Annotated in this window: 25 protein-coding genes; 9 read left to right on the top strand and 16 right to left on the bottom strand. The window is 67.6% G+C overall.

The annotated features are described in order from the left end of the window. Positions 1–77: 77 nt before the first annotated feature. Positions 78–2,702: an alanine--tRNA ligase gene (gene alaS, locus WS64_RS05335; RefSeq protein ID WP_060010098.1), complete on the bottom strand. Its 2,625-nt coding sequence runs from the start codon at positions 2,700–2,702 to the stop codon at positions 78–80. Between the two features lie 314 nt (positions 2,703–3,016). Here alaS and WS64_RS05330 point away from each other — a divergent pair, with 314 nt between their 5' ends. Continuing rightward, entirely contained in the window at positions 3,017–4,237 is a 1,221-nt protein-coding gene (locus tag WS64_RS05330) for a CaiB/BaiF CoA transferase family protein (RefSeq protein ID WP_060965922.1), read from the top strand. Between the two features lie 42 nt (positions 4,238–4,279). Here WS64_RS05330 and WS64_RS05325 read toward each other — a convergent pair whose 3' ends face one another. From WS64_RS05325 to WS64_RS05315, 3 genes are all read right to left on the bottom strand, one after another. Beyond that, entirely contained in the window at positions 4,280–4,861 is a 582-nt protein-coding gene (locus tag WS64_RS05325; RefSeq protein WP_244166568.1) for a hypothetical protein, read from the bottom strand. Positions 4,862–5,149: 288 nt separating this feature from the next. Then, a complete protein-coding gene (locus WS64_RS05320) occupies positions 5,150–5,704 on the bottom strand; it encodes an RBBP9/YdeN family alpha/beta hydrolase (protein WP_060965921.1) in 555 nt (184 codons plus the stop codon). 192 nt (positions 5,705–5,896) lie between these two features. Beyond that, entirely contained in the window at positions 5,897–6,106 is a 210-nt protein-coding gene (locus tag WS64_RS05315; protein ID WP_006497729.1) for an ornithine acetyltransferase, read from the bottom strand. Between the two features lie 254 nt (positions 6,107–6,360). Between WS64_RS05315 and WS64_RS05310 the strand changes: the two genes are divergently transcribed. Both WS64_RS05310 and WS64_RS32385 read left to right on the top strand, forming a co-directional pair. Further along, positions 6,361–8,070, top strand: coding sequence for a glutamine--tRNA ligase/YqeY domain fusion protein (locus tag WS64_RS05310; protein WP_060965920.1), 1,710 nt, complete (start codon positions 6,361–6,363; stop codon positions 8,068–8,070). 307 nt (positions 8,071–8,377) lie between these two features. Beyond that, the gene (locus tag WS64_RS32385; RefSeq protein WP_081103778.1) at positions 8,378–9,316 is read left to right on the top strand and encodes a fimbrial protein; all 939 of its coding nucleotides are present in this window, start codon (positions 8,378–8,380) and stop codon (positions 9,314–9,316) included. 24 nt (positions 9,317–9,340) lie between these two features. Here WS64_RS32385 and WS64_RS05300 read toward each other — a convergent pair whose 3' ends face one another. The 3 genes from WS64_RS05300 to WS64_RS05290 all read right to left on the bottom strand — a co-directional run bounded on the left by WS64_RS05300 (position 9,341) and on the right by WS64_RS05290 (position 11,668). Further along, the gene (locus WS64_RS05300) at positions 9,341–9,814 is read right to left on the bottom strand and encodes an NUDIX hydrolase (RefSeq protein WP_059575946.1); all 474 of its coding nucleotides are present in this window, start codon (positions 9,812–9,814) and stop codon (positions 9,341–9,343) included. Between the two features lie 8 nt (positions 9,815–9,822). Next, on the bottom strand, positions 9,823–10,209 hold the full coding sequence (locus WS64_RS05295) for a hypothetical protein (RefSeq protein WP_059575947.1): 387 nt from the start codon (positions 10,207–10,209) through the stop codon (positions 9,823–9,825). Between the two features lie 109 nt (positions 10,210–10,318). Continuing rightward, entirely contained in the window at positions 10,319–11,668 is a 1,350-nt protein-coding gene (locus WS64_RS05290; protein WP_060965919.1) for a cytochrome-c peroxidase, read from the bottom strand. Between the two features lie 222 nt (positions 11,669–11,890). On the opposite strand from WS64_RS05290, the gene WS64_RS05285 reads away from it, so the two are divergent. Continuing rightward, entirely contained in the window at positions 11,891–13,477 is a 1,587-nt protein-coding gene (locus WS64_RS05285) for an acid phosphatase (RefSeq protein ID WP_060965918.1), read from the top strand. Positions 13,478–13,594: 117 nt separating this feature from the next. Here WS64_RS05285 and WS64_RS05280 read toward each other — a convergent pair whose 3' ends face one another. The 6 genes from WS64_RS05280 to WS64_RS05255 are packed head-to-tail and all read right to left on the bottom strand — an operon-like array spanning position 13,595 to position 19,245. Then, complete coding sequence (locus WS64_RS05280; RefSeq protein WP_060965917.1) at positions 13,595–15,073, bottom strand: alginate export family protein; 1,479 nt, start codon at positions 15,071–15,073, stop codon at positions 13,595–13,597. Continuing rightward, complete coding sequence (locus WS64_RS05275) at positions 15,070–15,768, bottom strand: YoaK family protein (RefSeq protein ID WP_060965916.1); 699 nt, start codon at positions 15,766–15,768, stop codon at positions 15,070–15,072. The genes WS64_RS05280 and WS64_RS05275 overlap by 4 nt, the downstream gene beginning before the upstream one ends. Further along, positions 15,765–16,679: a VOC family protein gene (locus WS64_RS05270; RefSeq protein WP_060965915.1), complete on the bottom strand. Its 915-nt coding sequence runs from the start codon at positions 16,677–16,679 to the stop codon at positions 15,765–15,767. Before WS64_RS05270 ends, WS64_RS05275 begins: the two co-directional genes overlap by 4 nt. A 26-nt stretch (positions 16,680–16,705) precedes the next feature. Further along, positions 16,706–17,167: a DoxX family protein gene (locus WS64_RS05265; RefSeq protein WP_060965914.1), complete on the bottom strand. Its 462-nt coding sequence runs from the start codon at positions 17,165–17,167 to the stop codon at positions 16,706–16,708. A gap of 1 nt (position 17,168) precedes the next feature. After that, on the bottom strand, positions 17,169–19,058 hold the full coding sequence (locus WS64_RS05260) for an amidohydrolase (protein ID WP_060965913.1): 1,890 nt from the start codon (positions 19,056–19,058) through the stop codon (positions 17,169–17,171). 19 nt (positions 19,059–19,077) lie between these two features. Next, a complete protein-coding gene (locus WS64_RS05255; protein WP_059573780.1) occupies positions 19,078–19,245 on the bottom strand; it encodes a DUF1427 family protein in 168 nt (55 codons plus the stop codon). A gap of 101 nt (positions 19,246–19,346) precedes the next feature. Here WS64_RS05255 and WS64_RS05250 point away from each other — a divergent pair, with 101 nt between their 5' ends. Then, entirely contained in the window at positions 19,347–20,270 is a 924-nt protein-coding gene (locus WS64_RS05250; RefSeq protein ID WP_059573781.1) for a LysR family transcriptional regulator, read from the top strand. 63 nt (positions 20,271–20,333) lie between these two features. Here WS64_RS05250 and WS64_RS05245 read toward each other — a convergent pair whose 3' ends face one another. Beyond that, a complete protein-coding gene (locus WS64_RS05245) occupies positions 20,334–21,020 on the bottom strand; it encodes a hydrolase (protein ID WP_060965912.1) in 687 nt (228 codons plus the stop codon). 278 nt (positions 21,021–21,298) lie between these two features. Here WS64_RS05245 and WS64_RS05240 point away from each other — a divergent pair, with 278 nt between their 5' ends. Genes WS64_RS05240 through WS64_RS05225 form a run of 4 tightly spaced genes read left to right on the top strand, consistent with a single transcriptional unit; the run spans position 21,299 to position 24,530 of the window. Further along, complete coding sequence (locus WS64_RS05240) at positions 21,299–21,559, top strand: DUF1427 family protein (RefSeq protein ID WP_060318211.1); 261 nt, start codon at positions 21,299–21,301, stop codon at positions 21,557–21,559. 25 nt (positions 21,560–21,584) lie between these two features. Next, the gene (locus WS64_RS05235) at positions 21,585–23,165 is read left to right on the top strand and encodes a cation:proton antiporter (protein WP_059640885.1); all 1,581 of its coding nucleotides are present in this window, start codon (positions 21,585–21,587) and stop codon (positions 23,163–23,165) included. Positions 23,166–23,221: 56 nt separating this feature from the next. Further along, on the top strand, positions 23,222–23,614 hold the full coding sequence (locus WS64_RS05230; protein ID WP_060965911.1) for an OsmC family protein: 393 nt from the start codon (positions 23,222–23,224) through the stop codon (positions 23,612–23,614). Between the two features lie 31 nt (positions 23,615–23,645). Continuing rightward, positions 23,646–24,530: a pirin family protein gene (locus WS64_RS05225; RefSeq protein ID WP_060965910.1), complete on the top strand. Its 885-nt coding sequence runs from the start codon at positions 23,646–23,648 to the stop codon at positions 24,528–24,530. A 55-nt stretch (positions 24,531–24,585) separates the two neighbouring features. Here the strand turns inward: WS64_RS05225 and WS64_RS05220 are convergent, their stop codons facing one another. Next, on the bottom strand, positions 24,586–24,783 hold the full coding sequence (locus WS64_RS05220) for a hypothetical protein (RefSeq protein WP_059573787.1): 198 nt from the start codon (positions 24,781–24,783) through the stop codon (positions 24,586–24,588). Next, positions 24,765–26,321, bottom strand: a complete 1,557-nt coding sequence (bcsG, locus tag WS64_RS05215) for a cellulose biosynthesis protein BcsG (RefSeq protein ID WP_059640891.1) — start codon at positions 26,319–26,321, stop codon at positions 24,765–24,767. Before bcsG ends, WS64_RS05220 begins: the two co-directional genes overlap by 19 nt. Between the last annotated feature and the right edge of the window lie 7 nt (positions 26,322–26,328).

The following is a 26,328-nucleotide window of genomic DNA, read 5'->3' as shown; positions in this document are numbered from 1 at the left end:
CGGCATCTGCCGATCGGGTCGTTTTTCGATTCACGCGATGCCGTCATTGCGGCCGCATCGCGTCGGTCGTGCAACGATCAGAGCCGTTCCTCGATCCAGCCCTTCACGCCGGCCAGCGCGCCCGGCAGGTTCGCCGGCTCGGTGCCGCCCGCCTGCGCCATGTCGGGACGGCCGCCGCCCTTGCCGCCCACTTGCTGCGCGACGAAGTTCACGAGCTCGCCGGCCTTGACCTTCTTGCTCGCGTCCGGCGTGACGCCCGCGATCAGGCTGACCTTGCCGCCTTCGACGGCCGCCAGCACGATCGCCGCGCTCTTCAGCTTGTCCTTGAGCTTGTCGACCGTTTCGCGCAGCGTCTTCGCATCGGCGCCGTCGAGCGTCGCGGCCAGCACGTACACGCCGCCGATTTCGACGGCCTGCTGCGCGAGCTCGTCGCCCTGGCTCGACGCGAGCTTCGACTTCAGCGCGCCCAGCTCCTTCTCGAGCGACTTCACCTGCTCCTGCACCTGCGCGATGCGCTGCGTGAGTTCCGACGGCTGCGCCTTCAGCGCCGCTGCCGCTTCGTTCACGCGCGCGTCGAGTTCCTGCACGTAGCGCACCGCGTTGTCGCCGGTGATCGCCTCGACGCGGCGGATGCCGGCCGCGACGCCGCCTTCCATCACGATCTTGAACAGGCCGATGTCGCCGGTGCGGTGCACGTGCGTGCCGCCGCACAGTTCGCGCGAGAAGCCGAGATCGAGCACGCGCACTTCATCGCCGTACTTCTCGCCGAACAGCGCCATCGCGCCGCCCTTCACCGCTTCGTCGTACGGCATCACGCGCACGATGCCCGGCGCGTTGGCCAGGATTTCGTCGTTGACGATCTGCTCGACGCGACGGATTTCGTCGTCGGTCATCGGTGCGTTGTGCGCGAAGTCGAAACGGGTCTTTTCCGCGTCGACGAGCGAACCCTTCTGCTGCACGTGCGCGCCGAGCACTTCGCGCAGCGCCTTGTGCATCAGGTGGGTGGCCGAGTGGTTGCGCTGCGTGCGCGCGCGGCGATGCGCGTCGATTTCCGCGCGCAGCACGTCGCCGACCTTGAGCGTGCCCTGCTCCAGCGTGCCATGATGGCCGATCACGTCGGCCTGCACCTTCAGCGTGTCGGCCACCGAGAAGCGCGTCGCGGCATTCGCGAGCACGCCCTGGTCGCCGACCTGGCCGCCCGATTCCGCGTAGAACGGCGTGTGGTCGAGCACGACGACCGCATCCTGGCCGGCCTTCACTTCGTTGACGGCCGAACCGTCGACGTACAGCGCGACGACCTTCGCGTCGTCGAACGCGATTTCCTCGTAACCGTGGAAGGTGGTCTTCGCGCCCGAGTATTCGAGGCCCTGCGTGGCCTTGAACTTGCCGGCCGCGCGCGCCTGCTCGCGCTGGCGCGCCATCGCGTCGTCGAATGCCGGCTCGTCCACCGTCATCCCGCGCTCGCGGCACACGTCGGCCGTCAGGTCCAGCGGGAAGCCGTAGGTGTCGTGCAGCTTGAATGCGAGCTCGCCGTCGAGCACCTTGCCGCCCTTCGCGTCGACGTCGGCGAGCGCGGCCTCGAGGATCGACATGCCGTGCTCGATCGTCTCGAAGAAGCGCTCTTCTTCCTGACGCAGCACGTCGGTCACGCGCTGCTCGGCTTCCTTCAGCTCCGGATACGCGGTGCCCATCTCGGCGACGAGATCGGCCACCAGCTTGTGGAAGAACGCGCCCTTGCGGCCGAGCTTGTAGCCGTGGCGGATCGCGCGACGCACGATCCGGCGCAGCACGTAGCCGCGGCCTTCGTTGCCGGGGATCACGCCGTCGACGATCAGGAACGAGCACGCGCGGATGTGATCGGCGATCACCTTCAGCGAGTTGTTCGTCAGGTCGCCGGTCTCGGTCACGCGCGCGGCGGCCTTGATCAGGTTCTGGAACAGGTCGATCTCGTAGTTGCTGTGCACGTGCTGCAGCACCGCGGCGAGACGCTCGAGGCCCATGCCGGTGTCGACCGACTGCTTCGGCAGGCGCGTCATGTTGCCCTGCGCGTCGCGGTTGAACTGCATGAACACGAGGTTCCAGATCTCGATGTAGCGGTCGCCGTCTTCCTCAGGCGACCCCGGCGGCCCGCCCCACACGTCCGGGCCGTGGTCGTAGAAGATTTCCGTGCACGGGCCGCACGGGCCGGTGTCGCCCATCGTCCAGAAGTTGTCAGACGCGTAGCGCGCGCCCTTGTTGTCGCCGATCCGGATGATCCGCTCGGTCGGCACGCCGACCTCCTTCGCCCAGATGTCGTAGGCTTCGTCGTCTTCCTGGTAGACGGTCACCCACAGCTTGTCCTTCGGCAGCTGGTAGACCGTGGTCAGCAGCTCCCACGCGAACTTGATCGCGTCCTGCTTGAAGTAGTCGCCGAACGAGAAGTTGCCGAGCATCTCGAAGAACGTGTGGTGGCGCGCCGTGTAGCCGACGTTCTCGAGGTCGTTGTGCTTGCCGCCCGCGCGCACGCTGCGCTGGGCCGTGGTGGCACGCGAGTACGGGCGCGGGTCCGTGCCGAGGAAGACGTCCTTGAACTGGACCATGCCCGAGTTCGTGAACATCAGCGTGGGGTCGTTACCGGGCACGAGGCTCGACGAGCGGACGATCGTGTGGCCCTTCGATTCGAAGAATTTGAGGAATTTCTCGCGGATTTCGGCAGCTTTCATGGCGTGCGGGGACAGTCTGGCAAAGACGGCTTCAAACGCCGGCGCTCCAGGCGGGGCGCGCGGCGGCATGGATTCGGAAACGATCGATTATACGGGATCGGGGCCGGCTTCCGGGCAAAGCGCCGGCGAGGCGGCTCGGCCATCCGGACGACCGGTCGGAGCCTGTTCCCGCTGATAACGGGCTTGCGCTGAGCACGTTATCAGCGGGAACAGGCTCCAGGCCACCCGCGCGGCCGATTCGCCTTAAGATGCTCGGCATGCCAATCGGCCTTGCCCGACAACGCAGGCCCGCCATGAAAGGAGACGATTCGACGATGGGTGCCCTGAGCCATATCCGCGTGCTGGACCTGACCCGCGTGCTCGCGGGCCCGTGGTGCGCGCAGACCCTAGCCGATTTCGGCGCGGACGTGATCAAGGTCGAGCGCCCGGGCGCCGGCGACGACACGCGCCACTGGGGGCCGCCGTACCTGAAGGACGCGGACGGCGCGGATACCGCCGAGGCCGCGTACTACCTCGCGGCGAACCGCAACAAGCGCTCGGTGACGGTCGACATCGCGACGCCGGAAGGCCAGCAGATCGTGCGCGAGCTTGCCGCGCAGAGCGACGTCGTGCTCGAGAACTACAAGGTCGGCCAGTTGAAGAAATACGGGCTCGACTACGACTCGCTGCGCGCGGTGAAGCCCGATCTCGTCTACTGCTCGGTCACCGGCTTCGGCCAGACCGGCCCGTACGCGCATCGCGCGGGCTACGACTTCATCGTGCAGGGGATCGGCGGCTTCATGAGCATCACCGGCGAGCGCGACGGCGAGCCGGGCGGCGGCCCGCAGAAGGCCGGCGTCGCGATCGCCGATCTCGCGACCGGCCTCTATTCGACGATCGCCGTGCTCGCCGCCCTCGCGCACCGCGACCGCACGGGCGAAGGCCAGTACATCGACATGGCGCTGCTCGACGTGCAGGTCGCGCTGCTCGCGAACATGAACACCAACTTCCTCGCGAGCGGCAAGCCGCCGGTGCGCTGGGGCAACGCGCATCCGAACATCGTGCCGTACCAGACGTTCCAGACGAGCGACGGCTGGATCATCGTCGCGGTCGGCAACGACGGGCAGTTCCGCAAGTTCGTCGAGGCGGGCGGCCGGCCCGAGCTGGCGGACGACGCGCGCTTCGCGACGAACCCGTCGCGCGTGCGCCACCGCGACACGCTGGTGCCGATCCTCGCGGAGATGGTGAAGGCGCGCGACAAGGCCGACTGGATCGGCGCGCTCGAAGCGGCCGGCGTGCCGTGCGGGCCGATCAACGATCTCGACGAGGTGTTCGACAACGAGCAGGTGGTCGCGCGCGGGATGCAGGTGTCGCTGCCGCATCCGTGCGGCGCGGACGTGAAGCTCGTGCGCAACCCGATCCGGATGAGCGCGACGCCGCCCGACGCGCGCACGGCCCCGCCGCTGCTCGGCGCGCAGACGGAAGACGTGCTGCGCGACATGCTCGGCTACGACGATGTGCGGATCGCCGCGTTGAAGGCGAAGCAGGCGATCTGAGCGGCGCGGCGGCGGGCCGGAACGGGGGCGCCCGCCGTCCGGTCAGCGCCGGGCCAGCGTATCGCAGCCGCCGGCCAGCGCCGCAAGCGCCGCGCGCGATGGCGAACGCACGACGGCCGCGTAGCCACCGTGCCCGGCCCACAGACCGTCGACGGCGATGGCGACCGCGTCCGAATCCGCCGCGGCCAGGAAGACGACCGGCGGCGGCGGCTCGGACGCAATGCGATCACGGATATCCAGCCGCCCGATCTGCTGCGGAAATCCGCGCGCGAGGTCGGCCGGGTCGAGCTGCCGTTGCGCGACGATCGTCGAAAAGGACTCGAGGTGCGCGGCCAGATCCGCCGACGCCACGCATTGCCGGGGGGCACGCCCATCCGCATAAGTCACCTGCACCGCGAACCGCGCCGCGGGCTGTGAGCGCTGCGCGGTCAGCGTGAGCGCAGCGGTCGTATAGGTCAGCGACATCACTTCGTCGGGCAGCACGCTGAGCAGGTCGGTGCCGGGATCGATCCGTATGGGGCTGTCGGTCCAGTCGGCGAGGCTGCGCCAGCCGAAACCGGCGAGCAGACCGATCAGCATCGCCAGACACGGGATCGCGAATCGCGTTGCCGATGCGATCTTCACGATACCTGCACCGCGGTTCCCATCGGAGCCCAGTCGAACAGTTGCTTCGCGTCGGCCTCGCCTCGAGCCGCTCGACATGGCCCCTCCTTCCAATCGAATTGAACAGGCCGTCACTTTATCGGCCCGGCCGATCAGAAAGTCATGGGGTTGGTCACAACACGCAGTCGGTTGCGCGTCGCGCCCAAGACAATCGTACGCGCAGCAAGGCGCACGTCGCGCCGCGACGCATCGCATGAAATTCGCGCTTGGTTAAAAAATGTGTCCGATTCGGTGAACCACGACCGGCAGTCAGTCCGTCGTCCCCAGCGCCTCGAGCCAGCCGCGCGCTTCCGGCCATTCCCCGAGCCCGCTGTCCGCGTTGATGTGGCCGCGCGGGCCGAGGTCATGGAACGTGCTGCCCCATGCTTTCGCGCAATCGCGTGCGAACGCGAGCGAACCGTATGGATCGTCGCTGCTCGCGACGACGCAGGTCGGAAACGGCACTCGCTCGTGCGGCACCGGGCCGAAGCCGTGCGCGTCGGCCGGAAACGCCGGCCCGGCAGGATCGGGCAGCGCGACCAGCAATGCGCCGCGCACTTTCGCGAGCGCGGCCGGCCGCGCGTAGCGGGTCGCCCACCATGCGGTGGTCAGCGTGCCGAGACTATGGGCGGCGATGAGCACGGGCCCGCGCGCGGCTTCGACCGCACGATCGAGCGCGCGACACCAGCCGTTGCGGAACGCGTGGTTCCAGTCCGGCATCGCAATCCGCACGAAACGCGGATCGGCACGCTCCCAACGGCTTTGCCAGTGAAGCGGGCCCGAATTGGCGTAACCCGGCAAGACGAAAACGACGGAGTCGGTCATGGAAGGATTCGTCGACGAATGGAGTCATGTAGTAGCGTCGACGCAGTGTCGCACACCCGCCTCTCCCTGATGGTGCCTGTCAAAATCCGGGGGATGTGCTTGAACTTCGAGCGGATCGTGACGCGTTCAGGCAGGCGCACGACCGCAGCCGGCGGTCAGGGCGCCCGCATCGCGGGCGCCTGCCGGCGTGAATCAGCGTACGCCGGCGCCGACCAGGCCGCCTGCCGCCGCGCCGGCCACCGTGCCGACCGGGCCGCCCGTGATCAGGTAGCCGAGCGCGCCGCCTGCGGCCGCGCCGATCCCGGCATTGCGCTGCGTATGCGTCATCGCGCATGCGCCGAGTTGCGACAGGGCCGCGACGATCACCGCGGTACGAACGAGAAAAGTGGTCTTCTTCATCATGGTTGTTGGCTTCCTTCCACCACGCAAAAATTGCGACCGGCGGCGTTGAATCGGTAGAGCCATCATAGGAAAAGCCGAACGGCGCGGGCAATCCGATTTACGTCGTGTTACAGCCGACACACACTCGATATATTGCGACACGCATCGCGACTGGACCGCGGCCGACCGGCGGGCCGCGCGGGACGGACCCCGGTCAGGTAGAATTACAGGATTAAACCGGCGCGACGCGCCGACACAACCCTGACGCCAACCGCATGAGCACCGAACGCAACGACGCCCCCGCGGCTTCCAATTTCATCCGCAACATCATCGACGACGACAACCGCACCGGCAAATGGGGCGGCCGCGTCGAGACGCGCTTCCCGCCCGAGCCGAACGGCTATCTGCACATCGGTCACGCGAAGAGCATCTGCCTGAACTTCAGCGTCGCGCGCGACTACGGCGGCGTGTGCCACCTGCGCTTCGACGACACGAATCCGGAAAAGGAAAGCGTCGAATACGTCGACTCGATCGTCGACGCGGTGCGCTGGCTCGGCTTCGACTGGCGCAAGGACGCGGTCGATCACCAGTATTTCGCGAGCGACTACTACGACAAGCTGTACGAGTTCGCCGAGCTGCTGATCAAGCGCGGCAAGGCGTACGTCGACAGCCAGAGCGCCGACGAAATGCGCGCGAACCGCGGCTCGCTGACCGAAGGCGGCAAGCCGTCGCCGTTCCGCGAGCGCACGCCGGAGGAAAACCTCGACCTGTTCCGCCGGATGAAGGCCGGCGAGTTCAAGGAAGGCGAGCACGTGCTGCGCGCGAAGATCGACATGGCTTCGCCGAACATGAACATGCGCGACCCGGTGATCTACCGGATCCGCTACGCGCACCACTACCGCACCGGCGACGCATGGTGCGTGTATCCGATGTACGACTACACGCACTGCATCTCGGATGCGCTCGAAGGCATCACGCATTCGCTGTGCACGCTCGAATTCGAGGATCACCGCCCGCTGTACGACTGGGTGCTGAACGAACTCGCGGAAGCCGGCGTGTTCACGCGCCCGCTGCCGCAGCAGATCGAATTCTCGCGGCTGAACCTCACGTACGCGATCACCAGCAAGCGCAAGCTGCTGCAGCTCGTCACCGAAGGCCACGTCGACGGCTGGGACGACCCGCGCATGCCGACGATCGTCGGCGTGCGCCGCCGCGGCTTCACGCCGGAGAGCATTCACCTGTTCTGCGAGCGGATCGGCGTGACGAAGATCGATTCGTGGATCGACATGAGCGTCTTCGAAGGCGCGCTGCGCGACGACCTCGACGACAAGGCCGCGCGTACGGTCGCGGTGCTCGATCCGCTGAAGCTCGTGATCGACAACTATCCGGAAGACCTCGAGGAAGCCTGCACGGCGCCCGTGCATCCGCATCATCCGGACCGCGGCGTGCGCACGTTCCCGATCTCGCGCGAACTGTGGATCGAGCGCGAGGATTTCGTCGAGCATCCGCCGAAGGGCTATTTCCGCCTGTTCCCGGGCAACAAGGTACGCCTGCGCTACGGCTACGTGATCGAATGCACGGGCTTCGACAAGGACGCCGACGGCAACGTGACGGCCGTGCACTGCAACTACTTCCCGGACAGCAAGTCGGGCACCGAAGGCGCGAACAACTACAAGGTCAAGGGCAACATCCACTGGGTCAGCGCGAAGCACGCGCAGCCGGCCGAAGTGCGGATCTACGACCGCCTGTTCAAGGAGCCGCATCCGGACGCGGGCGGCGCGAACTTCCTCGACGCGCTGAACCCCGATTCGAAGAAGATCGTGCAGGCGTACGTCGAGCCGGGCAACGGCGACATCGCGCCGGAAACGCGCGTGCAGTTCGAGCGCCACGGCTACTTCGTTGCGGATCGTGTCGATTCGAAGCCGGGCAAGCCGGTGTTCAACCGGATCGTCGGGTTGCGCGACAGCTGGGGCAAGCCGGCTTGACGATCGGCGAACCGGGACGCGCATCGTGGGCCGTCCCGTTCCGCGCATGTAACGACCAGCGCGACCCGCGATGCCGTTCAGTGAAGTGCTGAACGGCATTTTCTTTTTTGAAGGCGGCGAACGAGCGGCGCGCCTAGCCGTCGACACGGATGCGAAGCTCGGCAGAACGACCATCCCAGCGACGTCGGCATCCGGAAACCAGCGGCCTGTCCTATGATGGACAAATTTGATTTAGTACTTGACTGATTGTTCTTTTTTGACGCACTTACCAAAATGCAGGCTGTCCTTTCGATACTGGAATCACAGCATGCATGCAGCCAAGATACTCTGTCTCGTCCTGACGCTTGCCGCGCCGCTCAAGAGCTTGGCCATGGAGTGCTTCGAAGAGGGAGGCTCCGTCACCGTAACGACGACGCTGCCGCCCGATCTGTACGTTCTTGCATCAACGCCCGACAAGACAGTCATCTGGCAATCGCCTACTTTTACGCGAACCTTCACGTGCTATTCCAGCATAACCGAGGACGTCAAGATCTGGGTCAATCCGTCGAACGCCAAACCAGCCACCGGCGCGGAAGTGGGCCTCGTCTTCAACGGAAAAACTTTCACTCAATCGAGCGGATCAATTCCCACCGGCCAAACGGTACCGGCCAAAGGCCAAACGGTTTTCACGCTCAGTTACTCCCTGGTTCTGCTCCGAAAGGGCGCCGGCACCACGTCAGGTTCGACCGTGCTGAACGGTTATGGCGTCTTTCAGCTCGATGGCACCGGCGGCGTCAACCAGAGACCCAGCAAAAATTTCCGGCATTTGATCAGCGGCACCGTGAACTTCACGCGAGGCACGTGCTCGCTGCGCGCCGGTGACGAAAGTAAGACGGTCACACTGCCACCCGTTGTGACACATAAACTGCCGGGGGTCGGCGGCACTGCTGGACGCGTTCCGTTCTCGCTGCAAGTGCAGAATTGCGACGTCGGCGTGAAGGGCGCCTCGTTCATGTTCTCCGGTACACCCGATCCGAACGACGCGAAAGCGTTCACCAACATCGGGAACGCCCAAGGCGTCGCCATCTATCTGCGCAACGCCGACGGTAGCAAGGTGATTCCGCCAAAAGGAACGGAGGGCAACGTCGCGCCGGTTTCGGCCAACGTCGGCGTACTCGATCTCAATGCGGAATACGTGGTGACGCGCCCGACCGTCAGTCCCGGCACGGTCAAGGCACTGGCGACCTTCGGACTCAACTACCAGTAGTGACCTGCGCCCGTTTCCGGCACATCACGCACCCGACAACCGCCGATGCAGCTCCACCAGCGACAGCTTCGTGCGAAACAGCCGCGCGAGACTGCGGCTCGCATACGCATCGATGTCGCCCGGCACGGTCCAGCGGTACGCATCCATCTCCGGAATCATCGAGCCGTCGCGGCGGCTCGGAAACAGCGACGTACACGTGCAGTGCGCGGGGTCGATCTCGCCTTCGGCCGCCAGCACCGCGAACAGGTGCAGGTCCTTGTCGTGCCGGTACGCGAAGCGGCCCAGATCGAGCAGCCGCGCGGCGTCCAGCTCGATGCCGGTTTCCTCCAGCAGTTCGCGCAGCGCGGCGTCGGCCGGCGTCTCGCCCGGCTCGCCCTGCCCCTTCGGGATGTCCCAGTGCGTGGTGTCGGTCGCGTGCGCGAGGAACACGCGGCCGGCCGCATCGAGGATCACGACGCCGCACGACACCGTGCGCGGCGCGCCGCCCCGCTTCGTCACGCGCGTGCTCAGCGCTTCTGCAACTGCCACTTGCCCGCGGCCGTCTTGCAGTAGACGGGCTTGAGCGTCATCGTCTGGCCCTTCGCGGTGATTTCGGTCGCGATTTCGCGGCAGGTCTTGCCGTCCGCCTCGGTCGTGCTCGGCGTGAGCTTCGCGTCGATCTGCGTGCCGCGGCCGCTGCTCTGCCACGTCGTGGTTTCGCCGTCCTTGCCTTCGTCGCGCGCCTGCACGACCGCCTTCGAGAGCGACGCGCGGTCGGCCTTGCTGAAATAGCTGATCGGCGTGTCGTTCAGGAAGTTCAGGTTGTTCTGCGCATGGGCGGGCAGCATCGCGGCTGCGCACGCGGCGCCGGCCAGCACGCGCGTGACGACGGAAAGGGATGCACGCATCGACATGTTTTTCTCCTTGGATGTTCGATCGAACGGCGCGGTGCATGCCGGCGAACCGGCACGCGCCGCGCCCGTCAGCGAGCGAGCATAGCATGCGTGCTGCGATGAAGGCCTTCTAGGGCTTCGCCGGTGCGCCCGTTTGCTGATATCCGTCAGTCAGCGTGCCGAGGAACGCGATCACGTCCTTGATCTCCGCCGCATTCAGCGCCGGCTGGTCGCCGCGCTTGCGGTCGAACGGCGGCTCGCGGTTGATGTTCGTCCAGTAGCGCTTCGGCAAATCGTCGTAGATCCGCACCTTGCCGTGCACGACCGGGTAGAACTTCTCCGGATGGATGTCGCGTTCGACGTAGAAGCGCATCACGTCCTCGAGCGAGTGATACACGCCGTTGTGGAAGAACGTCTTGCGCAGCGCGACGTTGCGCAGCGACGGCGTGCGGAACAGCCCGCAGAATTCGTCACGCCCTTTCAGGTCGGTGCGCTCAGGCCCGCACGCGCCGAGATCGTAAAAGCGCGGGTCGCGATTGGCGGGCAACGCGCGGTTGCGCGGCACCGCGATCGCGATCAGCCCGAAATCGCTGAACTGCGGCGGGCCGCCTTCGAGCGTGCGCTGGCTGATGTGGCAACTCGCGCAGTTGCCCTTCTTCTCGTCGTTGAACAGCTGCAGCCCGTGCAACTCCGCGGGCGTGAGCCGCGCGTGGCCGGCCAGATACGCGTCGTATTTGCTCGTGTACGGATCGAACAGCGCCGGCTGCTGCTGGAATGCGTCGAGCGCGCGCAGCACCGCATCGAACGTCGCGCGATCGTCACCGAGCACCTGGTCGCCGAACGCCTTGCGGAACGCGTCGGCATACGGCGCGGCGCGAACCGCCTTCGCCACGCGCGCGGGCGAGCTGCTCATCTCGAACGGCGACGTGAGCGGAATGCGCGCCTGCGCATCGCGCGTATCGACGCGGCCGTCCCAGGTGAGCCCGCCGGTCGGGCCCGCGTCGACGCTTTCGTCGCCTTCGTCCGGCGAATCGTGGAAGTGCTCGCTGAACGGCGGGATGCCGCGCAGGTACTTCAGCGACGGCACCGCGCGAAAGCCGGTGCGGTGCATGTCGTCGCCGCCGAGCTGCACCGACAGCGCATTCGGCGGCCCGAACGCATGCTCGGCGCTGTGGCACGACGCGCAAGCCAGCTTGCCGGACCCGGACAGCGACGGATCGAAGAACAACTGCTTGCCGAGCGCCGTCATCTGCTTCACGCCCTCGAACACCTGCGCGCGCGTCTGCGGCTGGCTGGCCGGCGCGACCGCCGGGGCGGCCGGGGCCGCCTGAGCCGCCGGTACGACGGACGCAGCCGATGCGGTCGTGCCGGGCCGCGCGTCGCAACCGGCAAGCGCCGCGAGCGCGCCGACCACCGCGAGCGTCGCCGCGGCGGAGATCAGCGATCGCGCGGACGCGCAGGATTTCAGAAGGGTGTGCATCGTCGTTGTTCTGGTAGCGGTGGGCAATCGGCCGGAGCTTATGTCAGTTCCGTGACCGCTCAATGACGTTCCACCGACAGTCAATTGAAAGCGCCCCTACACCCTGCTGTCAAATCGGTTCCAGATAATGCGCGCAGCCGGGCGATACCGCGAGGTTCGCGCGCCGGCCCTCCCGCCCCCGGTTCCCACACGCGCCCCACGACGAATGAGAGAGAACATCGCATGAAGAAGCACGCCTGGATTCGCTGCACGCCGATCGCCCTCGCGGCCGCGCTCAGCCTGACCGCCTGCGGCGGCGACGACGTCACGCAGCAAGGTCTGTCGGCCGTCAAGAACGTCGTCGTGATTTACGCGGAAAACCGCAGCTTCGACAACCTGTACGGCAACTTCCCTGGCGCGAACGGCCTGCAGAACGCGACGGCCGCGAACTCGGTGCAGAAGGATCGGGACGGCTCGACGATGACGACGCTGCCGAAGATCTGGGGCGGCCTGACCGCGACCGGCATCACGCCGGCGGTGACCGAGGCGATGACGGCGAACCTGCCGAACGCGCCGTTCGCGATCGACGATCCGAAGGGCTTCAACCAGTCGATGAGCATCGCGACGCGCGACATCGTGCACCGCTTCTACCAGGACCAGATGCAGATCAACGGCGGCAAGAACGACATGTACGCCGCATGGACCGACGCGGGCGGCCTGACGATGGGCCACTACACGGCCGATCCGTCGAAGCTGCCGCTGTGGAAGATCGCGCAGCAGTACGTGCTGGCCGACAACTTCTTCATGGGCGCGTTCGGCGGTTCGTTCCTGAACCACCAGTACCTGATCTGCGCGTGCGCACCGTACTACCCGAACGCCGACAAGAGCCCGGCGGCCGGCAAGATCGCCGTGCTCAATGCCGACGGCAAATCGCTGAAGGTGGCGACGAACTCGCCGGCCTCCGCGCTGAGCGGCCCGCCGAAGTTCGTCAACGACGGCGCGCTCACGCCCGACTTCTACGGCATCAATACGATGCAGCCGGCGTATCAGCCGAGCGGCAACAAGGCGGCCGCGGGCGGCGACCCGCTGCTCGCCGACCCGGCCAATCCGTCGACGATGCCGCCGCAGACGGCGACCAACATCGGCGACCTGATGACCAACGCGGGCGTGTCGTGGGCGTGGTATGCGGGCGCATGGGGCCAGGCGCTGCAGGCGAGCCAGAACGGCACGTCGAACGTGATCTACGGCGCCGACCTGTCGACGCCGAACTTCCAGCCGCACCACCAGCCGTTCAACTACTTCGCGAACCAGGCGCCGGGCACCGCGAGCCGCGCGCAGCACCTGCTCGACGGCGGCGCGAACGGCGCCGAGTTCATCAAGGCGATCGATGCGGGCACGCTGCCGCAGGTCACGTTCTACAAGCCGCAAGGCAACCTGAACGAACACCCGGGCTACACGGACGTCACGTCCGGCGACCAGCACATCGCCGACGTGATCGCGCACCTGCAGGCCAGCCCGCAATGGAAGAACATGGTCGTGGTCGTCACGTACGACGAAAACGGCGGCTTCTGGGATCATGCGACACCGCCGAACGCCGACCGCTGGGGCCCGGGCACGCGCATTCCGGCGCTGATCGTGTCGCCGTTCGCGAAGAAGGGCTTCGTCGATCACACGCAGTACGACACGGGCTCGATCCTGCGCTTCATCACGCGCCGCTTCTCGCTGCCGCGCCTCGCGGGCCTGCAGCAACGCGACGACGCGCTGAAGGCGAACGGTGCGCAGCCGATGGGCGACCTGACGAACGCGCTCGCGCTGTCGCCGAACCTGTAATCGCATCGCGTCCGCCGCGAACGGGCCGGTCGCACGGCCGGCCCGGACCCCGGACGAAGGGCAGCCCCGCTGGGGCTGCCCTTTTTCATGCCGCGTGCGGGTTGCCGCGCGCGGCCGTCACCACCCGTACTTCAGCTCGACACCGACGTAATCCGCGTTGTGCCCGCCCGCCTGCCGGATCGCGTCGCCGGCCTGGAAGTGCACGGCCTCGACCGCGCCGATCAGGTTCGCGGCGATCGTCCAGTCCGCGCGCAACTGCACGTACATGCCCGTCCACAGGCCGCCCTTGCCTGCCGTGCCCGGCACGGGGATGTTCGGCTGCTGATAGACGGCGTCGCCGGTCGTCTCGCGCCACTGGAAGCCCAGCGCGCCGAGCAGCGACAGGTTCGCCGCCGGTTTCAGCGTCACGGACGGCTTCACGTGGATCAGGTTCGCGTAACTCGTGTAGCCGGCCAGCGTGAAGTAATAGCCGTTCGGAAACAGCGGGTTGAACGTGCCGACGCGGCCGTCGCGCGGATGCCGGTCGCCCGATGCCGCATCGACCTGCAGCGCGATGCGCAGCGACCACGGCGCATCGAACCTGTAGCCCGCGATCGATCCGACGGCCCACGCGCCGATCGTGGCGTTGCCGACCGTGCCGGTCTGCAGCATCGTTTCGAGATCCCAGTCGAAGCGCCCCTGCGTGCCCGCGTAGCGAACGTCCCATACATCGCGATGCTCGGGGCCGCTTGCGTCGAGAAAGCGTGCGCCACGGCGGTTGTAGCGCGACCAGTAGCCGGACAGGTCGCCCGGCCCGACCGATTGCCGCTCGAAGCGCACGCCGCTGAACGTGAGATCGCGATTCGACACGTCGTCGAAATCGGACGCGTTGCGGTTCTGCACCGGCTGCGTCGCATAGCCGATGAAGCGCCACTTCCCGTATTCGTAGTCGGCCCACACCGCATCGAACGCGAGCCGCACGTTCGGGCCGTCGCGCGCGGCGATGAAGCGCTGCAGGTCAAACGCCATCTCCTGCCGGCCGACGCGAAACTTGACCGTGCCGCCGCCGAGCGCGCCCGTGTAGGTCGCGAATGCCTGTTCGAGATCGAGCGGATTCCTGTCGACGGGCGACGCCGTGTTCTTGCCGAACGCGCGCGCGTCCTGCAATTGCACGAAGAACTGCCAGTGCGGGCCGAGATGCGCATCGGCATGCACTTCGACGCGCTGGATCACGTACGTATCCGATTGCGCGGAGCCGATGCCGAACAGCGGCGCGTCGTTGGTCTCGAGCCGCTCGCGCAGGTTCGCGCCGAGCGACAGATAGGATTGCGGATCGTTGCCGAGCGGGAGGTACTTCAACCCGTCGAGCGGCTTGCGCGGCACGCACGGATTCGCGAGCACCGACCAGTCTTCCTGCCAGCGGTTGAACAGGACGGTCGGGCGTTTGACGGTGCAGGCCGATGCAAGCGTCGACGCCGACGACGCAGTCGAGCTCGACGCGGCTGCCGTTTCCGCGACCGCATCGGCGCCCGCGAACAGCAGCCAGGCGACGATCGACAACCGCGCGGCCCGCTCGACGCGTCGGCTGCAGGACCGCGTTCGCCTCCGCTCGATCATGCGCGCTCCGGGGTGGTCGTACCGGCCGCCTGCGACGAACACAGCGCAAGCACGGCCAGCGCACCCGCGGGCGCGAGCAACGCCAGAAACCCGACGTAGCGGAACCCGAGCGCACCGCCCGCCGCACCCAGCGCGAACGCGACGATCGCCGGCAGCATCTTCGCGAAGCGCGCGCGCGCCGTTGCCCGCGCACCGTCGGCCGTGCGGGCGGACAGCATGTCGACGACGTCGAGGATCGCCTGCGTGACGTTGCCGGTCATCACCGTGTTCGGCACGCCGCCCGCGCGCGCGATCACGCGCGGATGCGCGTTCTGCACGCCCATCGCGAACGTGCCGACGATGCCGGCCACGAGCGCCGGCAGGCTGTCGGGCTGCGTGACCGGCGTCGCCCACACGCCGGCCGCGCAGAAGCCGAGCAGCAGCACGGCCTGCACCGCGTGCAGCACGCGCATGCCGTGCCACGCGGGCCGCGCGGCCATCGACCGCGCGATCAGGCTCGCCGCGATCACGCCGCACACGAACGCCGGAAACACGCTGAGCTTCAGCACGACGCCCTGGCCGAAGCCCGCGATGCCCGCGCCGATCAGCACGAAGTTGCCGGTCACGTGCGCGGTGAACAGCCCGAACAGCGCGACGAAGCTCAGCGTGTCGACGAAGCCGGCCACCGCGGCAAGGATCGTGTCCTCGTGCTTCATCGCGCCGCGCTCGCGTGAATCTCGGCGACGTAGCCGCCCGGGAACTGCACGAGCGCCGCGTCGCGCCCGTCCGACTTGAACGGCGGCACGAGCACCGTCACGCCCGCGGCTTCGGCCTGCTTCAGCGTCGCGGCGAGATCGGGCACTTCGTAGCCGGTCATCTCGCGGCCGAACGGGTACGGCAGGTGGCCGTCCGTCACCAGCACGGTCATCTTGCCGAAGCCCGACTCGATGCGAATGCGGCGGTACGTATCGCCCGGCCGGCCGATTTCGACGCCCGGCGCCTTCGGGTCGTCGGACACCACCTTGCCTTTCGAGAACTTGACGAAATCGTGCACGAACTTGCGCACGCTTTGCGGCGACACGTAGACGCGATTCTCGGGAATGGTCTGCAATGCATCGTAGTGCGGCGCCTGCGTGTGCCAGTACAACTGCATGTTCACGCCGCCCGCCCACGCGATGATCGCGTCGCGGCCGATCGGGTCGGGGAACGTGTCGACGATCACGTCGGCGCCGTGCTCGCGCGCCGACTTCACGGCCGCGTCCATGTCGGTCACGAGATAGCCGGTGCGCTCCGCGCAGAACGGATACGGAATCGGCGTCTTGAAGCCGAACACCGAGATCGTGCCGACCGGCGTCAGCACGAGCTGCGACATCGTCTGGCTCGGCGTCGGCGTGACCTGGAACACACCCTGCTTCGACTTCTTGCCGCCGAACGTCGCGACGAAGCTGTCGGTGAAGCGGTCGAAGTCTTCGGGGGCGACGCACACGTGCGTCGTGTCGTACTGCGGACCGACCGCCAGCGTCGGCACCACGGCGGGCGGCGCCGGCGGTTTCGCGAACGCCGTCGGCGCGCAGGCAAGGCCGCCCGCGAACATCGCGGCGAGCAGTACTGAACGAAGGGTTTTCATCAACGGATTTCCTGATTGTTGCATCGTCATCGAATGGAACGGCCATCATCGGCCGATTGCCGCGCATCGTCGAGCACCGTCGCGAGCACGAGTGCCGCGATCAGCCCGAGATGCTCGAAAAAGCTGTTGAGCGCCATGAAACGCTCGGCGCCCGTCCGGTTCCAGAAATCGTTCGCCACGAACATCGCGACGAGCGTCAGCATACCGAGGCTGCCGGCGCCGAGCCACGTGAAACGGCGAAATACCACGCACAGCGAGCCGGCGATCTCGACCGCGATCGCGAGCGCCGCCCACAGCGCGGCCGGCCGCAGGCCGAAATGCGCCTGCTCCGCAACCGCGCCGTGAAAGTCGAGCGCCTTCGCGACGCCGCCGAGCAGATAAGCGGACACCAGTGCGAGCCGCACGAGCGGCGGCACCCACGGCTGCCGGAGCAGCAAGCGGACCCATGCCGGGTTGCCGGCGCCGCCGCGAGGGGTCGGGGCCGCCACGTCAGACCGCCCAGCACGAACAGCCGAACGCGCCCCAGAAACCCTTCGCGTCCGACGTCGGCAATGCGTTCGCCCATGCGCTCGCGTGCGCATGTTGGTGAACGTTGCATTCGTTCGCGCAGCCGCACATCGCGGCGGCCGCCGCGCGCTGCAACGGCGCGCCGGCGCGCTGCGTCGCGCCCCAGCCGCCATAGCCGCCGAACTCGCGCACCGGCGACCAGTCCGGCATCGCCGGCGGAATCGGCGCGTCGTGCGACGCGAACGGCCCCGCGCCCCACACGATCTTCCCGTCGACCACCGTCAGCAACGCGGTCGTGCCGGCGATATCGTCTTCCGCGCACGCGAAGAAATCGCGATCGGGGACCACCAGGTCGGCAAGCTGCCCCACCGCGATGCGCCCTTTCTTGCCTTCCTCGTTCGAGAACCACGTCACGTACTCGGTCCACATCCGCAGCGCGGTTTCGCGATCGAGCAGGTTGCGCTGCGGATACAGGCGCATGCCGCCGACCGTCTTGCCCGTCACGAGCCATGCAAGCGATACCCACGGGTTGTAAGATGCGACGCGCGTGGCGTCCGTGCCGGCCGATACCTTGAGCCCCTTGCCGAGCATCTTCGCGACAGGCGGCGTCGCCTCGGCGGCCTGCGCGCCGTAGCGCTCCACGAAGTATTCGCCCTGGTACGCCATCCGGTGCTGCACCGCGATGCCGCCGCCGAGCGCGGCGATCCGGTCCATCGATTTCTCGGAGATGGTTTCCGCATGATCGAAGAACCAGTTCAGACCGTCGAGCGGGATGTCTTCGTTGACCTTCTCGAACACGTCCAGCGCGCGGCTGATCGTTTCGTCATAGGTCGCGTGCATGCGCCACGGCCAGCGGTTTTCCGCGAGCACGCGCACGACGCCTTCGAGGTCGTCCTCCATCTGCGCGGGCAAATCCGGCCGCGCGACGCGGAAATCCTCGAAGTCGGCCGCGGAAAACGCCAGCATCTCGCCCGCGCCGTTATTGCGGAAGTAGTCGGTGCCATCGTGGTACTTGACGCTCTTCGTCCAGTTCACGAAGTCTTCCTTCTCCGCGTTCGGCTTCTGCGTGAACAGGTTGTACGCGATCCGGATCGTCATCTCGCCCGCGTCGTGCAGCTTGCGGATCACTTCGTAATCGTCGGGATAATTCTGCGAGCCGCCGCCCGCGTCGATCACGCCCGTCACGCCGAGCCGGTTCAGCTCGCGCATGAAATGGCGCGTCGAGTTGTACTGATACTCGAACGGCAGCTTCGGCCCCTTCGCGAGCGTCGCGTAGAGGATCGTCGCGTTCGGGTTCGCGAGCAGCAGGCCGGTCGGATTGCCCGCGGCATCGCGCAGGATCGTGCCGCCCGGCGGCTCCGGCGTGTCCTTCGTATAGCCGACCACGCGCAGCGCGGCCGCATTCAGCAACGCGCGGTCGTACAGGTGAAGGATGAACACGGGCGTGTCCGGTGCAACCGCGTTGAGCTCATCGATCGTCGGCAGCCGTTTCTCGACGAACTGATGTTCGGTGAAACCGCCGACCACCCGCACCCACTGCGGCGCGGGCGTCACGGCGACCTGACGCTTGAGCATCTCCATCGCGACCGCGAGCGACGGCACGCCGTCCCAGCGCAGCTCCATGTTGTAGTTCAGGCCGCCACGAATCACGTGGCAGTGGTTGTCGATCAGGCCCGGCAGCACGCCGCGGCCGCCGAGATCGACCACCTTCGTCGCACGGCCCGCGAGCGGCATGACGTCCGCGTCGCTGCCGACGGCGACGAAGCGGCCGGCGGCAATCGCGACGGCCGTCGCGACGGGGTTCGCGCGGTCGAGCGTCGTGATGCGCCCGTTGTGCAGGATGAGATCGGGTTGAGTATCGGTTGCGCTCATGATTTTGTCCTCGATGCGGTCAGAAGCCGAGCCAGTGACGAACCGGCGCGATGGCCTGCGCGCCGACCAGCATGCCGGCGAGGCCCACCAGCGCAATCAGCGGCGGTGCCGGCGAGCGCACCCTGATCACGCTGTACACGACGCCGATCAGCACGCCGGCGCTCAGTGAAAGTAGATAAGATTCCATAACGATTTTTCTCCCGGCCGGATTAGAATGACCCGCATCGCATCGGCCGCATGCTTCGCCGCCCTCGCATCCCCTTCGCTTTCCCGTCATCCCGTCCGACCATGCAACACCTTCCTGATCTCGAAGCCTGGGCCATCTTCGCGCGCGTCGCGGAGACCGGTTCGTTCGCGAAAGCCGCGGAAACGCTCGGCGTATCGCAACCCACCGTATCGAAAGCGATCGCACGCCTCGAAAAGCGCCTCGGCGCGATGCTGCTGTACCGCACGTCGCGCAGGCTGTCGCTCACGCCGACCGGCGAACTGCTGCGCGACCGCGCGATCCGGCTGCTCGCCGATGCGGAACTGATCGAAAACGAAGCATCCGCGCAGGCGCTCGAGCCGCACGGCCTCGTGCGCGTGAATGCGCCGATGTCGTTCGGGCTGCGCCACCTGTCGCCGGTGCTGCCCGCGTTTCTCGAGCGTTATCCGCGCGTCGACATCGATCTCGTGCTGACCGACCACATCGTCGACATCGTGTCCGGCGGCTTCGACGTCGCGATCCGCATCGCCGAGCTCAGCGATTCGACGCTGCGCTCGCGCCGCCTCTGCGCGGTGCGCCGGCCGCTCGTCGCGTCGCCCGCGTATCTCGACCGGCGCGGCCGTCCCACGCATCCGCGCGACATCGAACAGCACGTATGTCTGACGTACACGAACCTGCCGACGCCCGAGCACTGGCGCTTCCGTCATCCGGCGTCGGGCGAGGATTTCGGTGTGAACGTGCACGGCCGCATTCGCACGAACAACGCGGACGTGATCCTCCCCGCGCTCGTCGGCGGTCATGGTCTCGCGCTGCAGCCCGAGTTCCTGGTATGGGACGAACTGCAGCGCGGCGAGCTCGAGGAAGTGATGAGCGACTGGAAGATCGCGGACATCAACGTGAACCTCGTCACGCCGCCCGGCATGCTGCGCGCCGCGCGCGTGACGGTACTGCTCGATTTCCTCGCCGACCATTTCTCGCACGCGCCGTGGGCGCTGCCCGCCGCCTGAACGCGCGACGGCCGACGGCCGGCGATCGCCGCATCCCGCGCGGCGACCGAGGCCCGCGGCCCGTTACTTCGCCGGCACGGGCGGAATCGACTCGTGCGGCGTCGCGGTGCGCTGCGGCGCCTTGTGGAGCATCGTGTACGCGTAGTCCACGCCCATCCCGTATGCGCCCGAATGCTCCTTCGCGATCGCCATCACCGCGTCGTACGTCTCGCGGTGCGCCCAGTCGCGCTGCCATTCGAGCAGCACCTGCTGCCACGTGACGGGCACCACGCCGGCCTGCACCATGCGCTGCATCGCGATATCGTGCGCGGCCTGCGTCGTGCCGCCCGACGCGTCGGCCACCATGTAGATCTCGTAGTCGCCTTCGAGCATCGCGCACAGCGCGAACGTCGTATTGCAGACTTCGGTCCACAGACCCGACACGACCACCTTCTTGCGGCCGTTCGCGGCGAGCGCATCGCGCACCTTCTGGTCGTCCCACGAATTCATCGACGTGCGTTCGAGCGTCTTCTGGTTCGGGAACACGTCGAGCAGCTCGGGATAGGTGTGGCCCGAGAAGCTCTCGCTTTCGACCGTCGTGATCGTGGTCGGGATGTTGAAGACCTTCGCGGCCTTCGCGAGCCCGACGACGTTGTTCTTCAGCGTCTGCCGATCGATCGACTGCACGCCGAACGCCATCTGCGGCTGCTGGTCGATGAAGATCAGCTGGCTGTTCTGCGGCGTCAGTACTTCAAGCTTCGGGTTGCTCATGGCGGATGGGTCCTGTGAACGGAAAAAGGGGGGCCTGCCTCGACCGTGACAACGGGAGGAGCCCGGAATGCGTCGGCGCCGGATCGTCATCGTCCGGACCCGAACATTTAAGCCGCAAACGCGCGGCGCGAACACCCAAGGAATGGAATCGATCCGATTCCCGAATGGATGGCCGTTCCGGGCTGCCCGCCCTTTTTTTCTTCACGCAAACCCGATACGCTCTCAAGACTTCGGCGGCGCCGCTCCGGCGCCGCTCGGCCCTCACGAGGCGCACCACCATGAAACCGTATGTCCTCTCGCTGCTCGCCGGCATCCTCGCCGGCGTCATCTACGGCGCGATCGGCGTGAATTCGCCCGCGCCGCCGATCATCGCGCTTCTCGGCCTGCTCGGCATGCTGGCCGGCGAACAGATCCTGCCCGTCGCGCGCCGGATGCTGTCCGGCCATCGGCTGAACACCGCATGGCGCGACGCGCGGTGCAGCCAGCACATGTTCGGCGCGCTGCCGGGCGGCGCCGCGAACGACCGCAAGCCTTCTTGATCCACCCCATCGCCGCCGGCCGCGCATGACCAACGTCGAGCTGTTCCATTACCTGTTGCTGTTGATCTGCGGCGCGGGCGCGCTCACGTGGCTCGCCGAACGCGTGTCGATTCCGCCGGCCGTCGTGCTGCTGCTCGGCGGCTGCGCGGTCGCCGTCGCCGGCAAGCGCGTGCCCGACATGGACCCGGCGCTGCTGCTCGCGGCCGTGCTGCCGCCGCTCCTGATGTCGAGCGGGTTCTACACCGCCTGGAAGGAATTCCGGCAGGAGCTCGCGTCGATCGCGTCGCTCGCGCTCGGGGCCGTGGCGTTCACGACCGTCGCGGTCGCGCTTGCCGTGCATGCGGCGAATCCCGCACTGCCGTGGGCCGCGTGCTTCACGCTCGGCGCGATCGTGTCGCCGCCCGACGCGGTCGCCGCGAAGGCGATCCTGCAGCGCCACCCGCTGCCCGCGCGGCTCGTCGCGGTGCTCGAAGGCGAAAGCCTCGTCAACGACGCGTCGGGCCTGCTGCTGTACCAGATGGCCGTATCGGCCGCGCTCGCCGCGTCGATCACGGCGGCGAGCGCCACCGGCCTGTTCTTCTCGCTCACGCTGATCGGCATCGCGGTCGGCCTCGCGTGCGGCCACGCGATGTGCTGGGTGCTGCCGCGCCTGCGCGACCCGATGCTCGGCATCGTCGTGACCTTCGCGATGGCATGGGGCAGCTACGGAATCGCGGAAGCGGTCGCCGGCTCGGGCGTGCTGTCGGTCGTCACCTGCGGCCTCGTGCTCGGCGTGCGCCAGCATCGCGTGTTCGACGCCGACATGCGGATCAAGGCGAAGGCGACGTGGGAAGCGATCGTGTTCGTGCTCGACGCGCTCGTGTTCATCCTGATCGGCCTCGCGCTGCACGCGATCCTCGCGGGCGTGAACCACGAAGGCGCGGTGCTGATGGCCGGCCTGCGGGTCGCGCTGCCGGCGACGGCCGCCGCGATCGGCGCGCGCATGATGTGGGTGTTCGTCGCGATGTGGCTGCCGGGCCGCCTGCGCGCGCGGCGCGCGGGCCACGCGGCGTGGTCGTGGCGCGAAGCGGTCGTGCTCGGCTGGTCGGGCATGCGCGGCGTCGTGAGCCTCGCGGCCGCGATCGCGCTGCCGGCCAATTTCCCCGGCCGCGACCTGATCCTGTTCAGCACGTTCCTGCTGATCATCGCGACGCTCGTCGTGCAGGGCGGCACGCTCGCGCCGCTAATCCGCGTGCTGAAGCTGCGCCCGGCCGCGCGCCGCACGATGTCCGAGCACGCGGTGCGCGCGCACACGTTCGGCGCGGCGCTCGCCGAACTCGATGCGCGCGAACAGCGCGGCGCCGGCCTCGAGCGTGAATCGCTGGACCGGCTGCTGACCGAATACCGCAACCGCGTCGCGTTCAACGAGCGCGCACACCGCGACGGCGCGGCGCCCGCCGACGTGCGCGCGCGGATGCTGCGCGTCGAGCTCGAACTGGTCGGCGTGTCGCGCGACGCGCTGCTCGACCTGCATCGCGACGGCCGGGTCGACGACGCGGTGCTGCACCGCATAGAATCCGAGCTGGATTTCGAGGAGCTGCGGCTGCAGCGCCTGCTCGAACCGTAACGTCCGGCCCGCGGCATGCCCGGCCGGCCCGGCCCCTTTCCCCACCTGGAATTGCAATGAGCGAACTCACCGTCGAAGCGAGCATCGGCCCGGTCGATTACCTCGTCCACTTCACCGATGGCGTCCACCAGTGGCGCGCCGACGAACCCGCGTCGCTCGGCGGCGGCGATACGGCGCCGACGCCCGTCGCGCTGCTGCTGTCGAGCCTTGGCGCGTGTACCGCGATCACGCTGAAGATGTATGCGCAACGAAAAAGCTGGCCGCTCGACGAAGTGCACGTGAAGCTCGCGCACGAATCGGGCAGCGCGGGCAGCACGATCGTGCGCCGCATCACGCTCGACGGCGAGCTGACCGACGAACAGCGCGAACGCCTGCTGCAGATCGCGAATGCATGCCCGGTGCACAAGATCCTCACGCACCCGATCGCGATCGACACGGCGATCGCTTGAGTATTCCCGCCCCCGTCACGAGATTCCCGTCATGTCCGCCTCGATCAAGACCCTGCTCACGCCGCGCGAAAGCGACATCGGCAACCTCGTCGTGCGCCGCGTGCTGCCCGCGCGCGCCGCGCGCCTCGTCGGCCCGTTCATCTTCTTCGACGAGATGGGCCCGGCCGTGCTGCCGGCCGGGCGCGGCATCGACGTGCTCCCGCATCCGCACATCGGGCTCGCGACCGTCACCTACCTGTTCGACGGCTCGCTGATGCATCACGACAGCCTCGGCTTCCGGCAGAAGATCGTGCCGGGCGACGTGAACTGGATGACGGCCGGCCGCGGCATCGTGCATTCGGAGCGCTCGCCCGACGAGGATCGGCCGCGCGAGCAGCCGGTGCACGGAATCCAGACCTGGGTCGCACTGCCGGTCGAGCATGAAGACACCGCACCCGCGTTCGTTCACCATGCGGCCGACACGCTGCCGTCGTTCACGCGCGACGGCGTGAGCGTACGCGTGATCGCGGGCACCGCGTTCGGGCTCGTGTCGCCGGTCGCCGTATTCTCGCCGACGCTCTATGCGGTTGCGGAGTTCGCGTCGGGCGGTACGCTCACGCTCGATGCGGAACATGAAGAACGCGGCGTGTATCTCGTCGACGGCGACCTCACCGTCGACGGCACGCCGCTCGCCCCGGCGACGATGGCCGTGCTCGAACCGGGCGCGACCGTGGCGCTCGCCAGCGCGAACGGCGCACGCGTGATGTTGCTCGGCGGTGCGCACCTGCCGGGCGAGCGATTCATCGAATGGAACTTCGTGTCGAGCGAACGCGCGAAGATCGACGCGGCGCGGGCCGCGTGGGCCGATCAGACCTTCGGCAAGGTGCCGGGCGAAGAAAACGAATGGACGCGGCAGCCGGAACGCAAAGCGCAGTAGGCAGCCTGCCCCGACAAGGCGACGACGGCCGGCCATCATGCCGGCCGTCGCGCGTTTACCGCTTCAGCCCCATCAACTTCGCGAGCACCGGCCAGCGATCGAGCGACGCGTCGAACGCGCGGCGCGCCTGCTCGTCGACGTAGCGCTCGGGATCGAGCGCGGGCAGATGCCGCGCGAGGCCGATCACGTCGTTCGGTTGCGACAGGCGATCGTCGTCGCCTTCGCCGGTAATCGTCACTGTTCGTCGATCCATACGCCATCCGGAGTTTTCACCGCGTAACCCGCGGCCGTCTGCATCGTCACCGTGCCCTCGTTCTCGCCGATCATCCGCGTGCGCGGCAAATCGGCCGCGTATTGCGCGAGCGTCGCGCCCGGCTTGAACGGACTGTTCGACACGAGATTCGACAGCAACTGCGCGAGCGCGAGGAAGCTGGTCGGCTGCTCGATCACGGTCGTCGCGCCGTGGTTGCCGGTGAAGCCGACGAGCCGCACGCCGACCGGCCCGTGCACGATGCGCGGCGTCGGAATCTCGCGCAGCCCCGCGATCTGGTTCTTGTCGCCGCGCAACGCGGCGCCGTGCTCGGGCACGAACACGATCACCGCGCGGCGGCCCGATTGCGCGATCAGGTCGGCGAGCCGGTCGAAGTCGGTCATCAGTTTCGTCGCGCGCTGCGGATACGAGTCGATGCTCGTCAGCGCGCTGCCGACGACGCGGTTGCCGTCGTGCAGGCTGATCGTGTTGTAGTACAGCGCGACCGGCCCCGGCACCGACGCGCGCTGCGCGTACCAGTTCGCGAGCGTCGCATAGTCGTCCTTGATCCCCGAGCCGTCGAATGCATGCATCGCAACGGGCGCGGCCGCGTTCGAGATCATCGGCGCATCGGCCACGCCGATGTTGTCGTGGATCACCTGCAGGAAGTTGTCGAAATGGCCGTCGTGGTTCAGCAGCGACTGCACCGTGTAGCCGGCGCCGGCCAGTTGCGAGAACAGGTGGCACTGCTGCGGCGCGGGTTTGTACAGGTCCGCATGCGCCTCCTGCCCGCAGCTCGCGCGCAGCACGCGGATCGCCGCCGGGCCGCTGTAGCTCGCGGCCGTGCTGAAGTTCGTGAACAGGTAGTCGAAGTGGCTCAGCATCGGATGGTTGCGCACCTTCGCCGCATCGAGGTCGTCCCACGACAGCGAACAGACGTGCAGCACGATCACGTCGAACTGCGCGGCCGGGTCGCTGCCGAGATGACCGAACGCGACCTGGCGCTGCGATTCCTGCGCGCGGAACGTCGCGAGCGCCGCGTTGTGATCCTCGGGTGCGTCGACGCGCGTGGCGCCCGCCGCGTTCGCCTGCGGCTGGGCCGGCGCGACGACGCGCGCCATCAGCCCGCTGCCGGCCTGCCACAACGGCATGACAACGAGCACGGCCACCACGAACGTTGCGACGCGCAGCCAGCGATTGACGATGAAATAGACGATCAGTACGCCGACGATCGTCAGCGCGAGCACGGGCGGCAACAGGCGCGGCAGCAGCTCCATCCAGTAGTCGAGCCGGAACGTGCTGACTTCGCGCGCGGCCTCCGCGAGACGGGCGAGCGGCGGCGCATGCAGCTCGCGCGCGAGCAGCGGCACCGCGATCGCGATCGCCACGACCTGCCGGACGATGCGCCACGCGCGCGACCGGATCGGCGCGCTCGCCACCAGCGCCACCGCGAACGCGAGATTCGCGAGCCAGAACGGCTGCAGGCGCCCGGTCGCGAACAGCGCGAACTTCAGGATGAAATACAGATTCCAGAACGTCATCTAACCC

Source organism: Burkholderia anthina, assembly GCF_001547525.1.
Taxonomy (GTDB): domain Bacteria; phylum Pseudomonadota; class Gammaproteobacteria; order Burkholderiales; family Burkholderiaceae; genus Burkholderia; species Burkholderia semiarida.
Note: the sequence above shows the minus strand (reverse complement) of the source record. Positions and strands in the feature narration are given on the sequence as shown.